Genomic DNA, 19,058 nt, shown 5'->3' on the forward strand with positions numbered 1-19,058 from the left:
AGCCACAGAGAACCCCGCCGCTTCGCGGCTCCGGGCCAAGGATGCATTCCCTCCCCTGCTAAAGCCGGGGATACCCTGCAAGATCAGGGATGGAGGTGGCGCCGAGGCCGGTCAGGGAGGTGGACTTGCCCGTGCGGGCCATGCCCGCGAAGGCCGTGGCGCCCTCTGTCTTCATTCCGGCAGTGGTGCCGTTCGCCTGGGCGCGGGCCTCGCGCATGGTGTCGCGGAGCCGGGTGATGTCGTCCAGCATCTGGCCCACTACGGGGGAAGCAGGCCCTCTCCCCCGTCGCCACCGTCTCCGCTCATGCCGGCTCACCGCCTTCCGGACGTCAGCGGGCGGTCCCTCTGCCGTCGGCCCGAACGAGTCGGACGAGGAAAGGGCTGCCGGTGGGTATTGGTGGGACAAGGGGATCCACTGCAGCCCTCTACCGATCAAGGGTGGGACCGTGGAGCATGGACTCCCGCGATTTGTTCGGAGTCCATGTGTCGAAAAAGAAAAGGAACCGCGAAAGCGCCCAGGCGGCGGCCGGCGCGGAGGCTGAAGAAAACTCCAGTTCTCGGATGCAATCCCAAGAAGAGAAGCCAAGGAAGCGAAACTATCCAGGGATCGTCATGGAAGACGTCTATGACGGCATGAATCCGTTTCCCGACTACGACCCCGACCTGGATCCCGAGTAGTTAGGAAGTCGCGTGACCGCAGGCGAAGTGATGACCGCCTACATAGAAAAGGGGCTCGCTGGAATGCAGGCCAGGAAAGCCGCGGTCGAAGGCCGGGGCGTAACGGTCATCACTTCGTCAGGAACCCTGGTCACCCTGCTCCTGGCGTTCCTCGTCGTGTCTCCCGGCAAAATGGAGCACAACACGGGGGCGAAAATTCTTGTCGCCCTGTCCCTGCTCGGCTTCACGCTGTCGTCGACATTCGGAGTCCTCGTCAACGTGCCGCGCAAGGGGCAGGAACCCCGGCCCGATTCTCTCCACGGGCACTTGGCCGAGCCCTACTGGTCAGCCAGTGCGAACGAGGCGCAGAAGGTGATAGCCACGGCTCAACTCCACACATGGCAGACGACATTCGATGCCTGGCGCAGCAAGTCGAAGCTGCTCCTCTACGCCTTCGTCTCACAGCTCTTCGCCGTTTTGACCCTCGGCCTTGGGGTGCTGCTCGTGGTGTTGTGACGGGAGCCCACCTCGTTGCGGACAAACGAGGTGCTGAGCAGGTGACGCTGTCGGGGATCTCGGAGATCGCGGTCGGGCTGCGGTCGGGGCGATCCGGTGCTGTGGCCGGGTTCATGGCCGGTCCTGTGGTCAGGGTGTGTCGCCGGAGTGGTAGAAGCGGCACGCGACGCCGGGCCCCTGTGTGCGGGGTTCGCCGGGGCGGGGGTCGTACAGGGCGCGGCCGCCGGGCCACCGCGACAACTCGGTGGGCAGGGCCACTCCGTCGTCGACCTCCTCGGTCCGCCACCCGTGGATGTCCAGCAGCAGACCGTCCAGCGGCCCGCCGACCAGTTCGGCATAGGTCCGCTGCGGAAGCGGGCCGGGATTGGGGTCCTCGTGGTCCGCACCGTAGACCCGGCCGTTCAGCAGCTGCTCGTCACCGTTCATCCGATCAGCTTCGCAGCCACCACCGACAACGCCGGCCCGCCCAGAGCCACTGCGGGCCGCCCGCGTGACCGGTCGCCGCGGACCGCCCGGACCGGACACGAAAGCGGGAAGCCGGCCGCCGGCCTTCTGCGCGGCCTGCTCGGCATCCTGCTCCTGGCGGCGGCGTCCTGTTCCTGGTACTCGCATTCGTCGGCTCCGGCCTGCGCCCGCTGAGGGCATCCGGTACCGAGCAGCCGTGACGGCACCTGAGACGTGTGTTTTCGCGGTCGAGCCCGAGAGCTGGTCAAGAGCTATCGAACGAAGACCTTCGTTCGCGAGACACTCGGAACGGCCCCGACACCGGTCCAGATCGGTGCGGCTCACCCGACGAGAAAGCCGTCACGACCGCGATGTCCGGCGGGGAGGGAGGGCCGTGTACCGGCCGGCTTCCTCTGTGTCGCACAGTCGCCCGAGCCCGTGTCGCCGATCCGCTCACGGTAAGGAACGAGGTTTCTGCTTTGGCTGCGTCCGCTTCCACGACCGGGTCCGCTCTGCCGTCGCTGCTCGGTGTTTTCGCCCACCCCGACGACGAAAGTCTGCTCGCCGGCGGTGTGCTCGCCCGGCATGCCGCAGCCGGCGCCCGCACGGCCGTCGTCACCACGACCTGGGACCAAGGCACCGCGCGGGCGGCCGAGCTGGCCGCGGCGTTGAGGGTTCTGGGCGCGGGCGAGCCACGCCTGCTCGGATACGGTGACACCCGTAACCCGTCCTCGGCGCCCGGCCGGCCCCGTTGGTGCGAGGTGGACCTGGACGACGCCGTCGCTCAGATCGTGGCGCACATCCGGCGGTTCCGTCCCGATGTCGTCGTCACGCACGACGCGCTCGGCCAGCTCACCGGCCACCCGGACCACCGTCGGACCCACCAGGTGGTCCTGCTCGCCGTGGAGGCCGCCGGAACCGGTCGGCTCCACGACGGGGCGGGTGAGCCGTGGCGGACCGGCGCTCTGTACGGAGCCACGCACCCGCACTCCGCGATCGGCGACCTCGGGCCGCTGCTGGCGGGCGTCGGCAAGACGCTGCTCGCCGTGGCGGACGAGGACGTGGCCGCGACCGTGGACGTGACGCCCTGGCTGGCGCAGAAGTGGGCCGCGATCTGCTCACACATCAGCCAGCTCGAAGGCGAGCGGCCCCTGCCCGCACTGCTGGCCCGCCTCGACGAGGCAACGCGCGACCGGATCCTGGCCACCGAATACTTCACCCGTATCGGTGCCGTCCCCGCTCCGGCCGTCTCGCACGTGCTGTCGCCGTGATCTTCCCGTCCGTGCTCCTGAAGGGGCGCGGGTCCGTGCCGCAGCCCGGTTCTTCGCTGTCGCGCTCCCGCAGGAACCGGAACGCCTGCTCCTACGCGCCTTGCGTCCGGCGCCGCGAGAACGTTCACGGCTTCCAGCACTGCCCCGCCGCTGGGGCGCCGAACGGTCCTTCGCCTGGCTCCTGTGCAGTACGACACCCCTGCCCAGACCGCAGAATCCCCCGACCGGCACGTCACCTGCCCAGTGATCACTACCGGATTCGCCACATGGCCGGCCTTCAGGACAGCACTGTCCGGCACTCCCGCCAGGCATCTTCGCTCAGCAGCGGGCGGAAGCGGCCGAACAGGCGGAGGAGGCCAGGGCCCCATTTCTCGCGGAAAGCACTGTCGACGCGGGCGATGTCGAGTTCGTTCGCCGCGGACAGCTCAGCGAAGTCCCGTCGCAGTTGCAGGGTCGGGGTGTAGACGCGGTCGGTGAACCGGTCGCGGAAGGCCGCGTCGGTGTCCGTGAGCGTGGGATGGGAGGCTTTGCGGTCACAACTGGCGTAGAGGTACACGACGGCCTCGGCCTCGGCGCCGATCACCGCCGCGAGTTCGGCGCGGTGGCGGTGGGAGAGCAAAGCGGTGGCGAAGCCGTCGGTGCCGTAGAACGCGTGGCACAAGCCTGCGAGTTGGAGGGCGGGGCGCGCTCCCCATTCAGAGAGGTGTGCCTGTACGCGCTGAAGGTGGGCGAGGAGAGTACCGCCGGGGTGGGGCAGGTCTTCGGCACCGAGCTTGCGCAGGAGCGCGACGGCCTGGGCGGTGGCGTCGGTCGGCAGGGACACGGGGTTGTTCTCCCTTTCGGTCTTGGCGGGTCGGCACCCGCCCCTGTCCTCACATGGGGTCCGGACCGCCGCGAAGACTCAGACGGGTTGCCGCCCGGACCCTGCGCCGATCGTCGCGACCGCCGGCGCCCAAGTCAATCCTGCAATTCTCTATGAACCCCCAAGCGACAGCTTGGGTTTGTGGCCCTCGATAATCCGCGTACTTTTGCGGCGGACGGTTTCGCCCACGTCGTGGTGGGGCGCCCGTCTCCGCAGGTCATTGCCTTGAGGGATGGCCGACGAGGGGTTTCGTGACGCTCCTCCCGTGTCCGCTCGGATCGGTCAACGGCGCACCCGATAGCGCAGGTGAAGCACCCGGTCGCCCTGGATCACCGCGTCAGGATCCTCCAGCAGGTGCTGTGCGTGGACCGACCCGAAGTAGCGCTTGCCGGACCCGAACACGACGGGTACGACGTCCATGCGCACCTCGTCGACCAAGCCCGCGGCAAGCACCTGGCCACCGACGTCTCCGGCGGCGACCTCGACCGTGCGCTCCCCCGCGAGCTCCTGTGCCTTGGCCACGGCCGCCTCGACGCCGTCGACGAAGTGGAACGGCGCCTCGGGGTCCCAGCCCTCGGGTTCCGGCCGGTGCGTCACGACGACCACGTGGTCGATCCCGCCCGGCGGCTTCCCGTCCCATCCGTCCGTCATGTCGAAGACGTGGCGGCCGACGATCGTGACTCCGATCTGGTCCCAGTACGGCCGGGTGTAGTCGTAGGACGTCCGCGACACCTTCAACCCGCCGCTCTCGTCCAACGGGACGTCACCGCTGGACAACCAGTCGAACAGCGGGCCGGGCCGGTCGTTCTCGTCGGCGACGAAGCCGTCCACCGACACCGAGCTGTACATGACCACCTTGCCCATGGGGCTCTCCTCCGCTTTGGGGTGCCCCCAAAATTAGCGGGTCGTGAGCTGTCGCTCTCGTAAGAGATCAATCGGCCGGCAGCCGACAGGACTGTCGCATCCCGCATGCACAATCCGCCCGGAACTCCCAGGCGGCTACTGAAGGAGCGCAGGCGCCGAGAACCACCCCACCCCGGCCTGTCGACATCGCGTCCGTGTTCCCGGAGCTGGCGCCGTCGGCCAGGCAAGCCGTCCGCCTACTACCCGTACGAGCTCTCGGTCGCTCCTGGCTGGAAGGTCGGCGGCTGGAGCCCGTGGAGCTTCTGCGATCCCAAGCCTCTGCACTGCGACACCTGCAACGCCCGGTACGAGCCCCTGCTCACCATCGCCTCCGGCGAAGGCAACTGCTGGAGCGACGGCTGGACCCCTCTGAAAGACCTCGAGGAGCCGTCAGGTCCCACCGGGCTGCGCACTCCCGCCGATGCGCCGATGGCGAAGATCGGCAGGGGCTACGACATGCAGATCTACGTCTGCCCGACGTCGTTCGGCCATCCGCATCTCGAAGTCACGCAGTGAGCGCGTCCGCGTCCCGCCCGCCGGGCGACCAGTTGGCGCCGATCGGCCTGAAGCCCGAGCAGGTCCCCGTGACCGCCGGCTCAGGAGCGACGGCGTCCGTCACGCGATGCCCGGCATCGCGCGCCCGCACAGCCTCGTACTCGCCGGGTGACGGACAACGGCACCGGTCACCCCTCATGCCGTAGATCATTTGCCGAGGGGCCGGCTGACGGCGCCGGCGAGGACGGTGGCGGCCGGCGCGCCGGGGGCGCTGTGCGGCGGCCCGGTCGGCGGGGGTGTGCGTGTGGGCGGCGAGGTCGGTGGGGTGGTCAGTCCGTCGCACCGCGGGGGAAGACGGTGTCACCGGTGCGGTCCTCGCTCGCGGGTTCAGGCGAGGGCGGCGGCCAGCAGGGTGAAGGCGGCGATGATGACGGCGACGCGGATGTAGTGGTAGCGGTTCCAGCGGTTCAGTTGCTGCTTCCAGTCGGCGGGCCGGTTGTCGGGGGTCCAGGTCTTGTTCCGGTTGTTGATCGGGACGAGCAGCAGGATCGACATGACCACGCTGACGATCAGCAGGCCGACGGCGGCGGTGACGAGTCCGGCATCGTGGTGGTGCCGTTCGGCGGCGGCCCAGATCGCGCTGAGGACGAGTGAGCCGATGTACCAGAACGGCATCAGGGCGCCGAGCATCCGGCCGCCGTGGGCGTGGCCGAGCTGGCCGCTGTCTTCGGGGAGCGCGTCCAGGATCCGGTTCATGATGAAGGCGACGGAGAACTCCACCCCCACCATCACGCCGACGACCACGGTGGTGATGACCTCGAGTGCGTTGAGCATGACGACCCCTTCCGGAATCTAGCATTGCTAGCTGATGATGCAACGCTAGCGCTGCTACTGCTTGTTTGTCTAGCAGTGCTAGGATCCATTCATGTCGGTACAGGAACGCAAGCAGCGCGAACGGGCGGAGCGCGAACGCCTCATCGTGGCGACGGCCCGCGAACTCGCCGAGCAGCAGGGCTGGGACGCGGTCACCACCCGCCGGCTCGCCGAGCGCATCGAGTACAGCCAGCCCGTCCTCTACAGCCACTTCCGCGGCAAGCGGGAAATCATCGGCGCCGTCGCCCTCGAGGGCGCCACCGAGATGGCCGCGGCGGTGCGGGCCGCGACCTCCGCCGAGGAAGGCCCGCGCGGCAGGGTCACCGCCCTGGCCCGCGCCTACCTCGACTTCGCCGAACGCAACCCGGCGGTCTACGACGCCTTGTTCCAGCTCGACGGCGGCCTGGCATACGCGCAGGAGGACACCCCCGAGCCGCTGAAGGACGCCTTCGCCGCCCTGCTCGAGTGCCTTGCCGAGGTCGCCGGGGACGGCATCGACCCGGGGCTGTTCACCGAGGTGTTCTGGGCGTCCCTGCACGGGCTCGCCACCCTGACCCGAGCGGGCCGCCTGCTGCCCGGGGAAGCCGAGCAGAGGGTGCGGCTGCTGGTGGACCGGCTCGCCATGGTCTGACGCGCCCTGCGGGCAGGCGGCCGGGGTCCTGCGGGCAGACAGCCTGTCGGCGACGTCGGCGAAACCCCGATCCCGGCACCGGCTTCTCCGCCCCCGGGCCTCGCGGGCACGGCGGACGGGCCGGGGTGGGGCGGGGCGGGGCGGAGGCCGGTGATTCACGTGACCGGGCGGAGGAGCCGGCCGGCCTCGAAGACGGTCTCACGACGACCGCGCGCGGACGGCGTCCCTCTTCGGCCGACGGTCCTCGAGTCCGGCGGCGTGCCGCCCACGACCCGCCTCAGCCCGTCGGCGACCGCGCCTCCCAGGGCCGCGGTCCCGTACCCTCCTGCCAGCACCGCAGCTGCGGACCGTCGACGCACACGATGCCGCACTGCTCCGCGTAGTCGAGCGCGGGGGCGGTGAAGTCGCTGGTGGTGACCACGGCGGCGACGTCGGCGCCGTGAACGGTGAAGCAGGTGCCGCCGAAGCGCTGCAGGTCCTGTGAGCCGACCCGGTTGCCGTCGCAGTACCGCTTGCACTGGATGACGACCGAGCGCCCGTCGGGCGTCCTCGCCACGACGTCGGCGCCCAGGTCGCCGGCCCCGCCCACGACGTCCACGTCGAGACAGCCGTCGCGTCGGCACAGTTCGGCCACCGCCTGTTCGAACTCGTCCGGGTCCAGGGCCTCGTAGGCGGTCTCCACCGTGTCCGCGGGCGCCTCGGGCACGGTCCCGGGAAGCAGGACGGTGGGTTCCGTGCCGCCGCAGGCGCCGGCCCCGGCGGGGACCAGGCCGACGGCGGGAGCCGGTGACGCCGCGTCGAGCGCTTCGACCGCCGTCCGTGTGGCTTCGTCCAGCGCTTCGGCCGAGCGGCGCGCGATCCTGGCCGCCGATATGCGGCGCTTCCCGCGGCAGCCGGCCATGACGGCGCCGACGCCCATGAGGGCGAGCGCCGCAGCCCAGGCGGGACGGTGCGCCGCGGCCGCGACCACGGTGCGGACGGCCGCGCCCGCCAGAGCGAGGATGATGGCGAGGAGGGCGAAATAGACGGCCGTCGACCGGAGTTCGAACCGGCGGGGGCGGCGCGCGGTACGCCGGGGGCGTGCGGGAACGGCCATGGTGATGTTTCCTCCCCTGGGACGTCAACGAAGATCGATTCGCGTCTTCCCGGGCAGCGGCCGTTCTACCGGGTTCCGTCGTGCACACCTCTTCCGGCCCGCCGGCAGGCGCGGGCCCGCCGCCGTCGGCAGGCACCTCGGGGTGGACCTGCGCGCCGGCATTCCGCGCCCGCGGACACCGATCGGCAAACGCGTCATCGCTCTGGTCGCCCTCACCGCACGGCCAACGGCCGGCTGAATCGGTTCGTCACAAGAGCCCCCTGCCGGACTGACGCTCCCGAGCCGACGTGCTCTCGACGGCTCGCCCCGGCCTGTCGTAGTGAGCCGGGTCCTCTCCTCGACGGTGCCGCAGGCACGAACGCCGATGACGGCGGCTCCGGACACAACTTCTGCGTCCGGCCCAGCAGCGGCCACCACGTGCCGGGGCAGCGGTCCGGCGCGCAGGCCGCTTCGGCCGGGTGGCGATCTGGATCAGGTCGCCGCAGGTGCCGCCGAAGACGGCGGTGGTGACGGGACCCCGTCTTCGCCCGCTGCAAGCGTCGTTGGAACGCGACGGGCTCGTCGAACGCCGCGGTCAAGACGTCGAGCACGGGCTGAAACGCCTGAGCCGGACCGCGCCCCTTCTCGATGCACGGCTGCACGGATGTCACGGACCGAGCCGTTGCTTCGTCTCAGGTGCGGAAGTCCTCGATCACGGAGTTGCCGATGAGCAGTGCGCTGTGGATCACCGCCGGAGTTCTCGCGTCCCTCTGCCCCATGGGCAGCTCCCGGAACGACCGTCGCCGGCAAACCGCTGACCGCTGTTCTTGCCGTCTTCTCCACCGGGGCCTTCTCGGCCCACGCTCGCACCGGCTGAGCGCGGACGGCACCCGTCAAGGTGACACGGGGACGGCCGAGTTCCGCTCGAAAAGACCGTCAGGTTGTTCTGTCTCTATAGAAAGATCACTGGCATGGAGATCCTCAGGTACGTGTTCCTCGTCTTCCACCTCTTCGGGTTCGCCGCGCTCCTGGGTGGCGTCTTCTACCAGCTGCGCGGCAAGGACCTGGTGACCGGCGGTTACATGGTGACCAGCGCGATCGTTCAGCTGGTCACGGGCGCCGGACTCGTCTGGACCCGCATATCCCTGGATCTGCCGGTGGCTCACGCGAAAACGGGAGTGAAACTGGCCCTGGACGTCCTGGTGGCGGTGACAGCGCTGGTGGGCATGCGGAACAAGCAGCCGTGGGCCTTCTTCGCCGTGGCGACCTTCACGGCCGCTGCGGCCGTCGTGGCGGTCGTATGGAAGTAGCCGCCAGGTGCGAAGCGGGTCCGCACAGTGCGGTGGGCATCGTTTCACCTCCCTGCAGGCTGTCTCACTACGATCGCGGGGTGTTCGAGTACCACGGATGGATCACGGTCGGGGAGTCCGCGGCCGAGGACGACGAGCACAGGCTGCGGCGGACCGTCGACGGAGGGGTTGCTGTCTCCGTGCGTCCCGACGGTGGAGGATCCCTTCACGGGTTGAGGCGTCGTCGGCGCGTCCCGCTCAGGTCCGGAGCCGGACGCGCCGACTGCACGGCCACGGGCAACGGACGGTGGAACACTCATGATCCGCCGGACATGCCTTGGCTGCGGATCCGTAGCCCTCCATCGGGCAGCAACCGTCCTGTCGCCTCGACGGCGAGGGTGGGTCCGGAACGTCCGGCACAGGAACTGCACCGCGGTGTCACAGCGTCCGGAGCATGCAGCACCGAGACCATCGGTCCAGGCCGTGTGCGGCCTCGCGTTCACGGATTCTCCGCAGCCCGGGCGTGAGCTGGTCGTCGTCCAGGAGCCGGAAGCCACAGCGCGCGTAGTAGGGGGCGTTCCAGGGGACTTCGGTGAACGTGGTGAGAGTCAGGGCGGCTGCCCCTTGGCTCGTGGCTTGATCCGCCAGACGGTCCAGCAGCAGCCGGCCGACTCCGCGGCGTGCGCTGCCCGGGTGCACCGAGACCTGTTCGACATGAAGGTTGCCGTCGACCCGTTCGGCGATCAGGTAGGCGACCGGGAAGTCAGTGTCGTCGACCGCGACCCAGGCGAGCCCGGCCTCTTGGCAGCGGGTGAGTTGTCCGAGCGGGAGCGGTTCGTCGTCGGCGATCTCCGGCATGCCGATGTCGTGGAAGCTCTTCCCGGCGGCCCGTTCGATGTCCTGCAGGAGGGGCAGCTCGTCCGGACGTACGGCTCGAATACGCATGGGAGGCATTGTCCAGGACCGGCGTACCGCGGCGCCGGGCCCGGCGATGTCGATGTCGACACCGCCGGATGCTGCCGCCCTGCCCGCCGGGGCGCGGCTGCCGGGCCTGCTCGCCCCGTCCGCTGCGGCCACTCACCGGCCGGCCATCCCCCGGCCTGCCGTGCCGCCGCGGATCAGGACGTCGGTGCGGTTGCCCATGGCCAGGTCCATCCGGTCCAGGGCTACGGGCTCGGTGAAGGTGACGCCGTCCTGCGCGATCTGGTGCATCGTCAGGCTTCCGCGCTCCCCCGTGATCTGGAGCCGCAGTGCGGTGAAGGCGGTCGCGGCGACCAGGCGCCAGCGCTGGACCTCGCCCGGGCGCAGGTGGAGGGTGGGGTTGAGCGTGCCGTTGACCGTGAAGGTGGAGGGGACGCCGGTCACCCAGCCGCCCGAGGTGAAGGCGGGAACCCTCCCGTCCTTGAATTTGAGTTCGTTGATGCAGACGACGATGTCGGCGGCCGCCTTGACCTGAGGGACCTCGTCGACGTCGCCTTCGACGATGATCACCCCTGCCATGCCTCCCACCATCTGCTCGGCGATGGATCCGTGCAGGTGCGGGTGGTACCAGTAGGTGCCGGCCGGATGGTCGGCCGGGGCGTGGACGATCGTCACGTACCGCGGCTCCGCGGCGCCGGCGGCGGCCTCCTCCGCCGTGCGTGGCGCGAACTCGCGCAGCACGTTGTCGGCGTGCCCGGACGGGCAGACGTGCATTCCGTGGGTGTGCAGGTTGAAACTGTTGGCGTGGTGCGGCGTGTTGTGACCGCCGCTGTGGGGCGTGTTGGGCGGCACGCCGTTGACGTGCGTCAGCCGCAGGGTGTCACCGCCGCGTACGCGCAGCGTCGGCCCGGGGATCGTCCCGTTGCAGGCCCGTGTCCGTACCGGTCCGTACCCGGGGACGGAGACGTTTGTGAACCGGACGTCGAGTGTCTGTGCCACGACCGGCGACGGCGAGCCGGGCGTCGGCCGCCGGGCCGACACCGCCGGCTGGAGAAAGGGCGTCGCCCCCGTCGTCGCGCGGTGCCCGGCCGGGCTCCTGTCGATCGCCGCCGCGAGGCCGACGGCGGGGATGGCCTTGAGCATCAGTCGGCGACCGATTCCTCCACTTTGTCCCATGACCGGCCAATCTAGATCAACTCGGCCGGGAGCCCGGGCCGCGCACCGGGGTCCTGCGGGCGGGGCCGCCCGTCTTTCGGGCATCGGCGCGGGACGGACCGGGTGCGGGCGGCGCCGTCGTCGTCCCGGGGTGGCGGCGAAGAGGCGGGCCATGGCCCCGCACGACTCCTCGGGGGGTGTACTCGGGCACGCCGTGCGTGCCGCCGCCGACGGGTGTACGGCGGGAAGGGGTCTGCTTGGATCGGTCCATGATTTCTGTCGATACGCCGGACGAGGGACGAGAGAGAGCAGAGCTCGCGGTCTGGTTCGGTGGAGCGTCCTTGGCGTGCTGGTTGTGCTGCCCGTTCTGGGTACTGGTCAGTTTCGTCACGCTGCCTCTGGCACTCGCCGGTGTCGTGCGGGCCTTCGTCGAGTACCACGCGTCGAAGTCGGGGCGGGCGAACGGGACGCGCGCCGTGGTGGGGGGTGTGTTGTCCCTCCTGGGGGCGGCAGCGGCGATCGCCTACATGGTCTTTCTGGCCACCCATCCCGATCTTCCCGTCCAGGGGTAGCGGTCGAGGATGCCGCCGCGTCGGTGGCCCTGCTTCGGCACGGCCGGGCGGACGAACAGCCACCGCTTCAGGAGTCCGGCCGCCGGGCCACGGTGCCCGGCGGGCCGCAGGGCGGTACGTACGAGCGGGCCGACAGCCGTGAGGTGAATCACATACCTCCCGCTCGCGGGCGGGGAGTTCCGCTGTCTCGCAACCGTGCTGGACTGCTTCAGCCGCAAGGTCGCCGGCTGGTCCGTCACCGACCACATGCTCACCGGCCTGGTCGCCGACGCCCTCCGGATGGCAGCCGCGACCCGCGGCGGCCTCGACGGGGCGGTGTTCCACTCCGAGCACGGAGCGCAATACGGATCCCGGGCCTTCGCCGGCCTCCGCGACCGGCTCGGTGTCACCCGGGCCGGGCTTCCCCGTCAGTGGGCCCGGCCGCTCTTCGGCCCGGTGCCACTGGTCCTGGCCGGGGTTCCGTCCGGGGCGAACGCGTGGCGGAAGGTGAAGGCGTGCGGCGCGGGGCCGTGGTCGTGGAGGTGCTCCAGCCGGGAGACCCCGTCCCGCCAGGTGGGTGTCACGCCGTCGGGGACCCACCAGGACACGTGATTGGGGTGCGCTGTCCTCTCTAACCAGTCGTGACGCCTGTTCAGCGCCTCGCGGTGCGGACCGGTGTAGACGGCGTCGGAGGCGGGGCGCAGGCCGGTCCACAGCGAGAGGCTCGCGGCCAGGGCGGTGGTCTGCGGGGTGCGGCCCTCGCCGTACCAGGTGGGTACGGCGAACTCTCCCCACGCGCCCCAGTCCGCCTCGAAGAGCGCGCCCCGGTCGCCGTCCGCCGCCTCGGCGTGCGCGAGGTGTCCGGGGTGCCGGCCGATGTTCCGGTAGACGGTCTCGCCGGTGTCGTAGAACTCGCGCGTGAGGGGTGCGGGACCGGCGAGAGGTGACTTCAGGACGCCGAACGTGTACAGAGCAAGATGGGGCATGCGTCTCTCCCTGGTCGGGGCTGTCTGGCGTGGACCCGGTCGGTGGCTTGCGCAGGGGGCGAGGGTGCGTGGGGCGTGACCGGCTCGTCCCGTCGCGGCCGGCCCGGCCCGGAGGAACCCCTGTGCGGCCGTGGGCGGCCACCGAAGACCGCTGAAGGTAGCCGCCTGTGCGAGCCCTGTCGAAGTTGCGATTTCCCTGTCCACGTGGCCTCTTGGACAAGTCCTTGTGGGAACTGGCCCGGCCGGCGTCGCCGGTCTTCGGTTCCCTGGCGGGTGCGGCGGGTTCGGTGCCGCGACCGGGTCAGCGTCTGCGGCCGGCGTGCAGTTCCAGCCGCTCGGCTTCGAAGCGCGCGCGGAAGCCGCGGTCGTGCGAGACCGCGACCACCGCCCCCGGGTACGCCGCGAGCGCCGCCTGAAGGTCCTCGACCAGGTCGAGTGCGATGTGGTTGGTCGGCTCGTCGAGGACGAGGAGGTCCGCGGGCCGGGTCACCAGGGTCGCGATCTGGAGCCGCCGCCGCTGTCCCACGGACAGGGCGGCGACCGGGACGTGCAGGTCCTGTTCGCGGAACAGGCCCAGGGACAGGAGCTGTTCGGCGTGCTCCTCCGGCGGCCCGGGCCGTCCGGCGGCGAACGCGGCGAGCAGCGGCAGCCGAGTGGTGCGCGCGGACAGTTCCTGGGCGAGGTAGCCGATGCGGGCGGGGCGGCGCACCGTGCCGGCGTCCGGCCGCAGGTCGCCCGCGAGGACGCGGAGCAGTGTCGTCTTGCCCGCGCCGTTCTCGCCCGTGACGAGGAGGCGGCCGCCGGGCTCGATCGCCAGGCGTCCGTCCAGGCACAGCCGTTGCCCGACCCGTACGTCGTCGAGTTCGGCGAGTGTGCCCTGGGCCGGGGCGTCGGCTGCCGAGGGCAGGGCCGTCGTGAACCGGAGCGGTACCGGCGGCTTCGCCACGGGGTCGCGCCGCAACCGCTCCAGGCGCTCGCGCACCGAGCGCACCTGTCCGCCGAGCTTGGCCTCGCTGGAGCGGCGGTGCTTGCCGAAGCCCTGACCGGGATCGCGGCCGGTGGTGGACAGCCGCCTGCCCGCGGCCTCCAGCAGTTCCTGCGTGAGGGCCACTTCCTCGGTCCAGTCCTCGTACCGCTGCTGCGCCGCGCGCCGGGCGGCGGCCTTCGCGGCGCGGTAGCCGGCCCAGCCGTCGCCGTACCGGCGCACGGTGTGCTCGTCCCGGTCGACCTCGAGGATCGTGGTGGCGATGCGCTCCAGGAAACCGCGGTCGTGGGTGACCGCGACGACGGTGCCGCGGTGTGCGCGCAGGTGTTCCTCCAGCCAGCGCACGGCCGTCGCGTCGAGGTGGTTCGTCGGTTCGTCCAGGAGCAGCAGTTCGGGGGCGGCGGCCAGGACGCAGGCGAGCGCGAGCCGGGACTGCTCGCCGCCGGACAGCGAGCCGAGCGGGCGCTGCCGGGTGGTCCCGGCGAGCCCGAGCCCGTGCATGGCGGCGTCCACCCGGGCGTCCGCCTCGTATCCGCCGCGTTCCTCGTAGGCGGTCAGCAGTTCGCCGTACGCGGCGAGTTCCTCCCCCGAGGCGTCCGCGAGGGACTCCTCCGCCGCACGGAGTTCTCGCTCCATGTCGCGCAGTTCGCCCAGGGCGAGGTCGACGGCGTCCTGCACGGTGCGGTCCGCGTCGAGGCCGAGGGTCTGGGCGAGGTGGCCGGTTCCGCCGGGGAAGCGGACGGTGACCTCTCCGGCGTCCGGCGTCTCGGCCGTGGCGAGCAGCCGCAGCAGGGTGGACTTGCCGGAGCCGTTCTCACCGATGACGGCGGCCTTCTCGCCGGGCCGGACGGTGAAGGAGACCTGGTCGAGGACCGTGCGGGTGCCGTACGACTTGGTGACGGACTTGACGGACAGCTGCGCCACGGCGGTGGCGGTGGCGGGCAGGGCGGTATGGGCGCGGTCGCGCATGTGGCTTTCCCTGGGCGTGTGAAGGGTCTACGGGCGGCAGAAACGGCGGCGGGAGCCGTGCCCGGACTCAGACGAAGAAGAGGAAAGCCATGCCCCCTACCGTAGCAAGCAAGGCGGATCGCCTCGCCTCAATTTGCGCGGGGGCGCGAAAGGGCCCGGTACGACACGGCCCGGCTGCATGCGCCGGGCCGTGTCGTACCGGCCGGGAGGAGCGGGGGCACCGCGCCGTTGTCCCCGCCGGTCGGTTCGACGAGCGGGATCGGGGCCTGCCGCGGCTGCCGGCCGGGGTGTGCGGCGGACCGGTCCGGCCGTGCCCGGGGCTTCAGTGGTTGCGGTCGAGTACGACCACGTCGTCGCCCATGCCGATGACGAGGGCCTGGCCGGCGGCGGTCACGCACTGGGCCCTCGCCGGCAGTGCGATCTTCTCCCGGAGCCGGGCCGGGGCGAGGTCCCAGACGTGGAGCGTGCCGCTGCCGTCCACGGTGACGGCGTCCGTGCGGTCGTCCCGTGCGGTGCAGGCCACCGCGAGGACTCCCGAGGGGTGTCCGGGGAGGGTGGATCGCAGGGTGCCGTCCGTCAGGTCCCACACCTGTACCGCGGTGTCGTTCGCGCCGACGGTCAGCGCGTGCGGGCGGCCGTCCAGGTCGGTGACGGCGAGTGCCCGTATCCAGTAGTGCCCCGTGCGGACGGTGGCGGTGACGCGCCGGCCCTTCCCGGTGAGCCTCCACAGCCGCAGTGCGGCGTCCTCGCTGCCCGTGAGGAGGTGCGGGCGGCCGTCGACGGTGACGGGTTCCATGGCCCGTACCGCCGAGCGGGTGCGGTCGGTGAGGAGCGGGCGTTCCCCGTCCTCGTCCAGGTCCCACACGCGAACGGTGCGGTCCTGGTCGGAGGTGACCGCGTGGGGGCGGCCCTCGACGTCCGCCCACGCCACGCTCTGCACCCGGTGGTCGGGGCCGGGAAGGGCCCGAAGTCCGGTGCCCGCGGCGAGGTCCCAGACCCGGGCGGCACCGCAGCAGCCTCCGACGACGGCGTACGGGCTGCCGTCGACCGTCGTGCACGCCAGCGCCTCCACGCGGTGTCCGTGGGACAGGGTGCGTCGCTCCGTCCCGTCGGCCAGGTCCCAGAGCCGGATCGTGGTGTCGTCGCCCCCGGTGACGGCGTGCGGACGTCCGTCGATCTCCACGGCGCCCACGGCCCGTACGGTTTCGGTGTGGCCCTCGCGCGGGGCGGGCAGGGCGGCGTCACCCAGGTCCCACACGCGCGGGCTCGCGGAGTGCCCACCGCTCACGGCGTACGGGCGCCCGTCGATCTCCGTGCAGGCCAGCACGTCCACATAGCCCTGGTGTCCGGTCAGGACCGCGCACTCCGTGCCCTCGGTCAGGTCCCACACGCGAATCGCGCAGTCACCGCCGGCGGTCAGCACGTGGGGGCGTCCGTCGAGGTCGACGCAGCTCATGGCGGACGTCCACGAGGCGTGCCCGCCCAGCACGGCGCGCTCCGAACCGTCGGTCAGGCACCAGACCCGTGCCGCGCACTCCCCGCCGCCCCCGGTGACGGCATGGGGGATGCCGTCGATCACCGTGCAGGCCACCGAGTAGACGGCAGAGGTGTGACCGGTGAGCACGGCCCGCTCGACGCCGTCCTCCAGGTCCCACAGCCTCACTGTGTCGTCACAGCCCCCGGTCACGGCCACGGGGCGGCCGGCGACCTCGGCGAACGCCACCGCTCGTACCTCCTCGGTGTGGCCGGGCATCCGCGCCCGTTCCGACCCGTCGACCAGGTCCCACACCCGGACCAGACAGTCCTCTCCCGCGGTGACCGCGTACGGCCGGCCGTCGATCACCGTGCAGCCCACCGCGCGTATCCAGCCCTTGTGGCCCTTGAGGGTGAACCGCTCGGCCCCGGTCTCCAGGTCCCACACCCGTACGCCGCCGGAGCAGGTTCCGGTGACGACATGGGGGCGCCCGTCGATCTCGGCGCAGTCCAGTGCGTAGACCCCGTCGTCCTCGGTGATGACGAGGCGTTCGGTACCGTCCACCAGGTCCCACACGCGGACGCTCGAGTCGTAACAGCCGGTCACCGCGTGGGGGCGCCCGTCGATGACGGTGCACGCGGCGGCGTCCACGCCAAGTCCCGTCCGGGTGAAGCGCAGTGCGGGATGGACCATCGCGCCGGTCGCCCAGCGCGGTCGCCACGGGCGGCCGCGGGACAGCTCCCGGGCGAGGCCGCTCTCGCCGTGGCGTGCGGCGTCGACGGCGAGGATGTCCCGTCTTTCGGGCAGGGTCGCGGTGGCGTGGACGTGGACGGATGCCCGGTAGACGCCGCGCCGCACCCGCCCCTGGGCGGAGCCGGGGACGTTGAGCGCGCGGAGCAGCCCCCGCGGGGCCGCGTGCACCAGGTATTCGGCGTCCTCCAGTACGTCGTCCAGGACACCGGCCGCGGCGGCGTGGGCGGCGAGGTGGTCGACGATGTACGGTGCGGCGGCCGACCAGTCGCGGTGCCCGCCGGCCCCGTCACGGGGAACCTCGGCCAGCAGGGCGTTCGTGATGGTCCGTTGCGTCCGCCGCTCGTCCGGCCGGTCTCCCCCGGCACGCAGCCGGTAGACCACGCCCGCCGGTGTCCGCGTCTCGGCCAGGAGTTCGCCCGCCCGGTCCCGGAACGCGCTCACGTCCTGAGCCGTCCACGGGCGGCCCGACAGGGCGCGTGCCAGGACCGCCCACAGGGCGAGGGGCAGACCCGCGCCTTCGGCGAACGCCAACGGCCGCAGCAGCGCGGCTTCGTCACCGGAATCCGGCACCGGCCCGCCGGCCCCGTCGCTGTTCGCCATCGCCCCACGCTCCTCGCAGCCCGTTCACGACTCCGTGCCCTCCCTAGACGGGCGGCCGGATCACCAACCTGGCCACGGATGCTACCGACGGCCACTGACAGCGGCGGCGGAGGCGTCGTGCGCGGCCGTTGCGGTCATGCGGCCCGGGAGAAGGAGCACCGAGTCTCACTCATCGGAGTCGGGCCACGTCGCGGCGAGTGCCCGCCGGTCCGGGAAGCGGGGGCCGGGGACTGTCTCCTGGGTGGGTTCGCCGTCGAGCCAGCACACTTGCTCCGGGGCACCGTCGCCCGTGTCGAACAGGCAGCACACTCCCGCGCTGTCGGCGGTGAGGCCGGTGAACGCCTTCCTGATACTGGCCGACCGCGCGAACAAGCGGCTCATCTCCGATGTCGCCGCCCAGCACTCGATCGACGCGTAACCGGGGTGCCAAGAGGACTCGAACCGGATCGTCGCGTAGACATACCCGATCTGGACGCGCCCGTCCGTCCCGGGTTCGAGGCCGTTCGTCTGCGCGTACTCCCGCAGCGCGTCATCGGCGTCGAACATGAGGGAGGTGTCGAGCTCGAACGTGCCGCTCGTGGAGCAGTCGACCGGCTCGCTCTTGAAATCGGACGTGAACGGCAGGACGAGCCGGTCGCCGCCGGGCAGGGTGATCTCGAGCGGCGGCACGGCACGGGCCGGTGGCGCCAGCCCGGCCAGACCGTTCAGCGCCCTGGCGACGTTCCGGCGACGCAGATGGATGTCGTAGCTGTAGATGAGCCCCACGCTTCCCCCCTGTCCCCGGTGGAACCGCACCCTCTCACGGCCCGGTCCTCGGACGCTTGTCCAATTGGCCGGTCCGGTCGGCCGGAGCGCTCCGGTTCAGGGGCCGGGCGGTGCACCCGTCTTCGACGGCATGGACGTGCGAGGCGCGCGGTGCCGGTCAGGCGACGCGTTCCAGGCCCGCCCTCACCGACTGCCGGGTGCCGTCCCGTTTGATCGTCTCGTAGGCGAAGTCCACCGTGCCGCCGGGGCGCAGCGTCAGGACGATACGGCCGTTCGTGACGCAGTCGCCGGACTGGATGCTCTCCCCGAGGGTCACCCGGTCCGTGCCGTCGACCGAGGTCAGGGTCGCGGTGCCGTAGCAGTCGGAGGACTCCATCGCGTAGTGGACGCTGCCGACCTGCTCTCGCAGTGTGCCCTGGTCGAGTTCCACGGTGACGCGGTAGTGGTCGGTGCGGGTGGCGTCGACCTCCTCGGCGTAGCCCTGCCAGCGTCCGAGGAACTTCTCCGGCAGGCCGACGGACGTCGGAGCGGTGGGGGTCGGGGCGGCCGGGGTCCCGTCGGCTCCGCCGGACGCTCCGGAGGCCGCGAGTGCGCTCGGCGGGAGGGAGCCGGGAGCGGTGGAGGTGTCGGGCGCGCCAGGGGTCTCGGAGGCGGGTGGCGCGCCGCCGAGCGACGGGCCTGAGGCGCGTTGCTCGGTATCGCCGCTCAGTTGCACGAACAGTCCGATCAGGGCCGCGACGATCGTGGCCGCGGCGCCGATCAGGGCCACGACGAGCGCGCTGCGGTGGGATTCACCGGGGGCCTGACGGACCGGGCGCTGCGGCCTCGCGTAGGGATCCGGCGGGGACTGTGGTCTGGTCATGGCGCGGCCTCTGGTGCGTGG

Annotated in this window: 20 protein-coding genes and 1 pseudogene; 8 read left to right on the top strand and 13 right to left on the bottom strand. The window is 71.5% G+C overall.

All coding sequences use genetic code 11. The annotated features are described in order from the left end of the window. Positions 1-58 precede the first annotated feature (58 nt). Positions 59-250 carry a hypothetical protein gene (locus tag ACFW6B_RS25855; RefSeq protein WP_386599244.1) on the bottom strand — a complete coding sequence of 64 codons (192 nt, stop codon included), beginning with the start codon at positions 248-250 and terminating at the stop codon, positions 59-61. Between the two features lie 203 nt (positions 251-453). On the opposite strand from ACFW6B_RS25855, the gene ACFW6B_RS25860 reads away from it, so the two are divergent. Together ACFW6B_RS25860 and ACFW6B_RS25865 are read left to right on the top strand one after the other, a co-directional pair. Next, positions 454-678, top strand: coding sequence for a hypothetical protein (locus ACFW6B_RS25860; protein ID WP_386599246.1), 225 nt, complete (start codon positions 454-456; stop codon positions 676-678). Positions 679-690: 12 nt separating this feature from the next. Further along, positions 691-1,173 carry a hypothetical protein gene (locus ACFW6B_RS25865; RefSeq protein ID WP_386599248.1) on the top strand — a complete coding sequence of 161 codons (483 nt, stop codon included), beginning with the start codon at positions 691-693 and terminating at the stop codon, positions 1,171-1,173. 129 nt (positions 1,174-1,302) lie between these two features. Here the strand turns inward: ACFW6B_RS25865 and ACFW6B_RS25870 are convergent, their stop codons facing one another. Beyond that, on the bottom strand, positions 1,303-1,599 hold the full coding sequence (locus tag ACFW6B_RS25870) for a hypothetical protein (protein WP_386599250.1): 297 nt from the start codon (positions 1,597-1,599) through the stop codon (positions 1,303-1,305). Between the two features lie 497 nt (positions 1,600-2,096). Here ACFW6B_RS25870 and ACFW6B_RS25875 point away from each other — a divergent pair, with 497 nt between their 5' ends. Further along, a complete protein-coding gene (locus ACFW6B_RS25875) occupies positions 2,097-2,888 on the top strand; it encodes a PIG-L deacetylase family protein (protein ID WP_386599252.1) in 792 nt (263 codons plus the stop codon). Positions 2,889-3,165: 277 nt separating this feature from the next. Here the strand turns inward: ACFW6B_RS25875 and ACFW6B_RS25880 are convergent, their stop codons facing one another. Both ACFW6B_RS25880 and ACFW6B_RS25885 read right to left on the bottom strand, forming a co-directional pair. Continuing rightward, positions 3,166-3,711, bottom strand: a complete 546-nt coding sequence (locus ACFW6B_RS25880; RefSeq protein WP_386599254.1) for a DUF6817 domain-containing protein — start codon at positions 3,709-3,711, stop codon at positions 3,166-3,168. A 321-nt stretch (positions 3,712-4,032) separates the two neighbouring features. Beyond that, a complete protein-coding gene (locus ACFW6B_RS25885; protein WP_386599256.1) occupies positions 4,033-4,614 on the bottom strand; it encodes a dihydrofolate reductase family protein in 582 nt (193 codons plus the stop codon). Between the two features lie 105 nt (positions 4,615-4,719). Here ACFW6B_RS25885 and ACFW6B_RS25890 point away from each other — a divergent pair, with 105 nt between their 5' ends. After that, on the top strand, positions 4,720-5,169 hold the full coding sequence (locus tag ACFW6B_RS25890; protein ID WP_386599258.1) for a hypothetical protein: 450 nt from the start codon (positions 4,720-4,722) through the stop codon (positions 5,167-5,169). 366 nt (positions 5,170-5,535) lie between these two features. On the opposite strand, the gene ACFW6B_RS25895 is transcribed toward ACFW6B_RS25890, so the two are convergent. Next, a complete protein-coding gene (locus tag ACFW6B_RS25895) occupies positions 5,536-5,982 on the bottom strand; it encodes an anthrone oxygenase family protein (protein ID WP_386599260.1) in 447 nt (148 codons plus the stop codon). A gap of 91 nt (positions 5,983-6,073) precedes the next feature. Between ACFW6B_RS25895 and ACFW6B_RS25900 the strand changes: the two genes are divergently transcribed. Continuing rightward, positions 6,074-6,652 carry a TetR/AcrR family transcriptional regulator gene (locus tag ACFW6B_RS25900; protein WP_386599262.1) on the top strand — a complete coding sequence of 193 codons (579 nt, stop codon included), beginning with the start codon at positions 6,074-6,076 and terminating at the stop codon, positions 6,650-6,652. 277 nt (positions 6,653-6,929) lie between these two features. Here ACFW6B_RS25900 and ACFW6B_RS25905 read toward each other — a convergent pair whose 3' ends face one another. Beyond that, the gene (locus ACFW6B_RS25905; RefSeq protein ID WP_386599264.1) at positions 6,930-7,748 is read right to left on the bottom strand and encodes a restriction endonuclease; all 819 of its coding nucleotides are present in this window, start codon (positions 7,746-7,748) and stop codon (positions 6,930-6,932) included. A gap of 950 nt (positions 7,749-8,698) precedes the next feature. Between ACFW6B_RS25905 and ACFW6B_RS25910 the strand changes: the two genes are divergently transcribed. Beyond that, positions 8,699-9,037, top strand: a complete 339-nt coding sequence (locus tag ACFW6B_RS25910; protein ID WP_386599265.1) for a hypothetical protein — start codon at positions 8,699-8,701, stop codon at positions 9,035-9,037. A 417-nt stretch (positions 9,038-9,454) separates the two neighbouring features. Here the strand turns inward: ACFW6B_RS25910 and ACFW6B_RS25915 are convergent, their stop codons facing one another. Both ACFW6B_RS25915 and ACFW6B_RS25920 read right to left on the bottom strand, forming a co-directional pair. Beyond that, positions 9,455-9,961, bottom strand: a complete 507-nt coding sequence (locus ACFW6B_RS25915) for a GNAT family N-acetyltransferase (RefSeq protein WP_386599267.1) — start codon at positions 9,959-9,961, stop codon at positions 9,455-9,457. A 132-nt stretch (positions 9,962-10,093) separates the two neighbouring features. Continuing rightward, a complete protein-coding gene (locus tag ACFW6B_RS25920; protein WP_386599269.1) occupies positions 10,094-11,080 on the bottom strand; it encodes a multicopper oxidase family protein in 987 nt (328 codons plus the stop codon). Between the two features lie 281 nt (positions 11,081-11,361). Here ACFW6B_RS25920 and ACFW6B_RS25925 point away from each other — a divergent pair, with 281 nt between their 5' ends. Together ACFW6B_RS25925 and ACFW6B_RS25930 are read left to right on the top strand one after the other, a co-directional pair. After that, positions 11,362-11,664, top strand: coding sequence for a hypothetical protein (locus ACFW6B_RS25925; protein ID WP_386599271.1), 303 nt, complete (start codon positions 11,362-11,364; stop codon positions 11,662-11,664). Positions 11,665-11,811: 147 nt separating this feature from the next. Continuing rightward, positions 11,812-12,042 (top strand): annotated as a pseudogene (locus ACFW6B_RS25930) (DDE-type integrase/transposase/recombinase); the annotation flags it as partial. A gap of 29 nt (positions 12,043-12,071) precedes the next feature. On the opposite strand, the gene ACFW6B_RS25935 reads toward ACFW6B_RS25930, so the two are convergent. The 5 genes from ACFW6B_RS25935 to ACFW6B_RS25955 form a co-directional block, all read right to left on the bottom strand. Continuing rightward, the gene (locus ACFW6B_RS25935; protein WP_386599272.1) at positions 12,072-12,629 is read right to left on the bottom strand and encodes a DUF3291 domain-containing protein; all 558 of its coding nucleotides are present in this window, start codon (positions 12,627-12,629) and stop codon (positions 12,072-12,074) included. Positions 12,630-12,930: 301 nt separating this feature from the next. After that, on the bottom strand, positions 12,931-14,583 hold the full coding sequence (gene abc-f / locus ACFW6B_RS25940) for a ribosomal protection-like ABC-F family protein (RefSeq protein ID WP_386599273.1): 1,653 nt from the start codon (positions 14,581-14,583) through the stop codon (positions 12,931-12,933). Positions 14,584-14,905: 322 nt separating this feature from the next. Continuing rightward, positions 14,906-17,410 carry a WD40 repeat domain-containing protein gene (locus ACFW6B_RS25945; protein ID WP_386599275.1) on the bottom strand — a complete coding sequence of 835 codons (2,505 nt, stop codon included), beginning with the start codon at positions 17,408-17,410 and terminating at the stop codon, positions 14,906-14,908. Positions 17,411-17,575: 165 nt separating this feature from the next. Beyond that, positions 17,576-18,175 carry a hypothetical protein gene (locus tag ACFW6B_RS25950; RefSeq protein ID WP_386599277.1) on the bottom strand — a complete coding sequence of 200 codons (600 nt, stop codon included), beginning with the start codon at positions 18,173-18,175 and terminating at the stop codon, positions 17,576-17,578. A 157-nt stretch (positions 18,176-18,332) separates the two neighbouring features. Beyond that, positions 18,333-19,037, bottom strand: coding sequence for a hypothetical protein (locus ACFW6B_RS25955; protein ID WP_386599279.1), 705 nt, complete (start codon positions 19,035-19,037; stop codon positions 18,333-18,335). Positions 19,038-19,058 lie beyond the last annotated feature (21 nt).

Source organism: Streptomyces sp. NPDC058751 (assembly GCF_042746485.1).
GTDB lineage: Bacteria > Actinomycetota > Actinomycetes > Streptomycetales > Streptomycetaceae > Streptomyces.

Coding starts and splice junctions, on each gene's coding strand:
- ACFW6B_RS25955 (WP_386599279.1), bottom strand. CDS start 19,037: ATGACCAGACCACAGTCCCCGCCGGATCCCTACGCGAGGCCGCAGCGC.
- ACFW6B_RS25935 (WP_386599272.1), bottom strand. CDS start 12,629: ATGCCCCATCTTGCTCTGTACACGTTCGGCGTCCTGAAGTCACCTCTC.
- ACFW6B_RS25870 (WP_386599250.1), bottom strand. CDS start 1,599: ATGAACGGTGACGAGCAGCTGCTGAACGGCCGGGTCTACGGTGCGGAC.
- ACFW6B_RS25885 (WP_386599256.1), bottom strand. CDS start 4,614: ATGGGCAAGGTGGTCATGTACAGCTCGGTGTCGGTGGACGGCTTCGTC.
- ACFW6B_RS25910 (WP_386599265.1), top strand. CDS start 8,699: ATGGAGATCCTCAGGTACGTGTTCCTCGTCTTCCACCTCTTCGGGTTC.
- ACFW6B_RS25855 (WP_386599244.1), bottom strand. CDS start 250: ATGCTGGACGACATCACCCGGCTCCGCGACACCATGCGCGAGGCCCGC.
- abc-f (WP_386599273.1), bottom strand. CDS start 14,583: ATGCGCGACCGCGCCCATACCGCCCTGCCCGCCACCGCCACCGCCGTG.
- ACFW6B_RS25905 (WP_386599264.1), bottom strand. CDS start 7,748: ATGGCCGTTCCCGCACGCCCCCGGCGTACCGCGCGCCGCCCCCGCCGG.
- ACFW6B_RS25895 (WP_386599260.1), bottom strand. CDS start 5,982: ATGCTCAACGCACTCGAGGTCATCACCACCGTGGTCGTCGGCGTGATG.
- ACFW6B_RS25920 (WP_386599269.1), bottom strand. CDS start 11,080: ATGCTCAAGGCCATCCCCGCCGTCGGCCTCGCGGCGGCGATCGACAGG.
- ACFW6B_RS25860 (WP_386599246.1), top strand. CDS start 454: ATGGACTCCCGCGATTTGTTCGGAGTCCATGTGTCGAAAAAGAAAAGG.
- ACFW6B_RS25900 (WP_386599262.1), top strand. CDS start 6,074: ATGTCGGTACAGGAACGCAAGCAGCGCGAACGGGCGGAGCGCGAACGC.
- ACFW6B_RS25890 (WP_386599258.1), top strand. CDS start 4,720: ATGCACAATCCGCCCGGAACTCCCAGGCGGCTACTGAAGGAGCGCAGG.
- ACFW6B_RS25925 (WP_386599271.1), top strand. CDS start 11,362: ATGATTTCTGTCGATACGCCGGACGAGGGACGAGAGAGAGCAGAGCTC.
- ACFW6B_RS25915 (WP_386599267.1), bottom strand. CDS start 9,961: ATGCGTATTCGAGCCGTACGTCCGGACGAGCTGCCCCTCCTGCAGGAC.
- ACFW6B_RS25945 (WP_386599275.1), bottom strand. CDS start 17,410: ATGGCGAACAGCGACGGGGCCGGCGGGCCGGTGCCGGATTCCGGTGAC.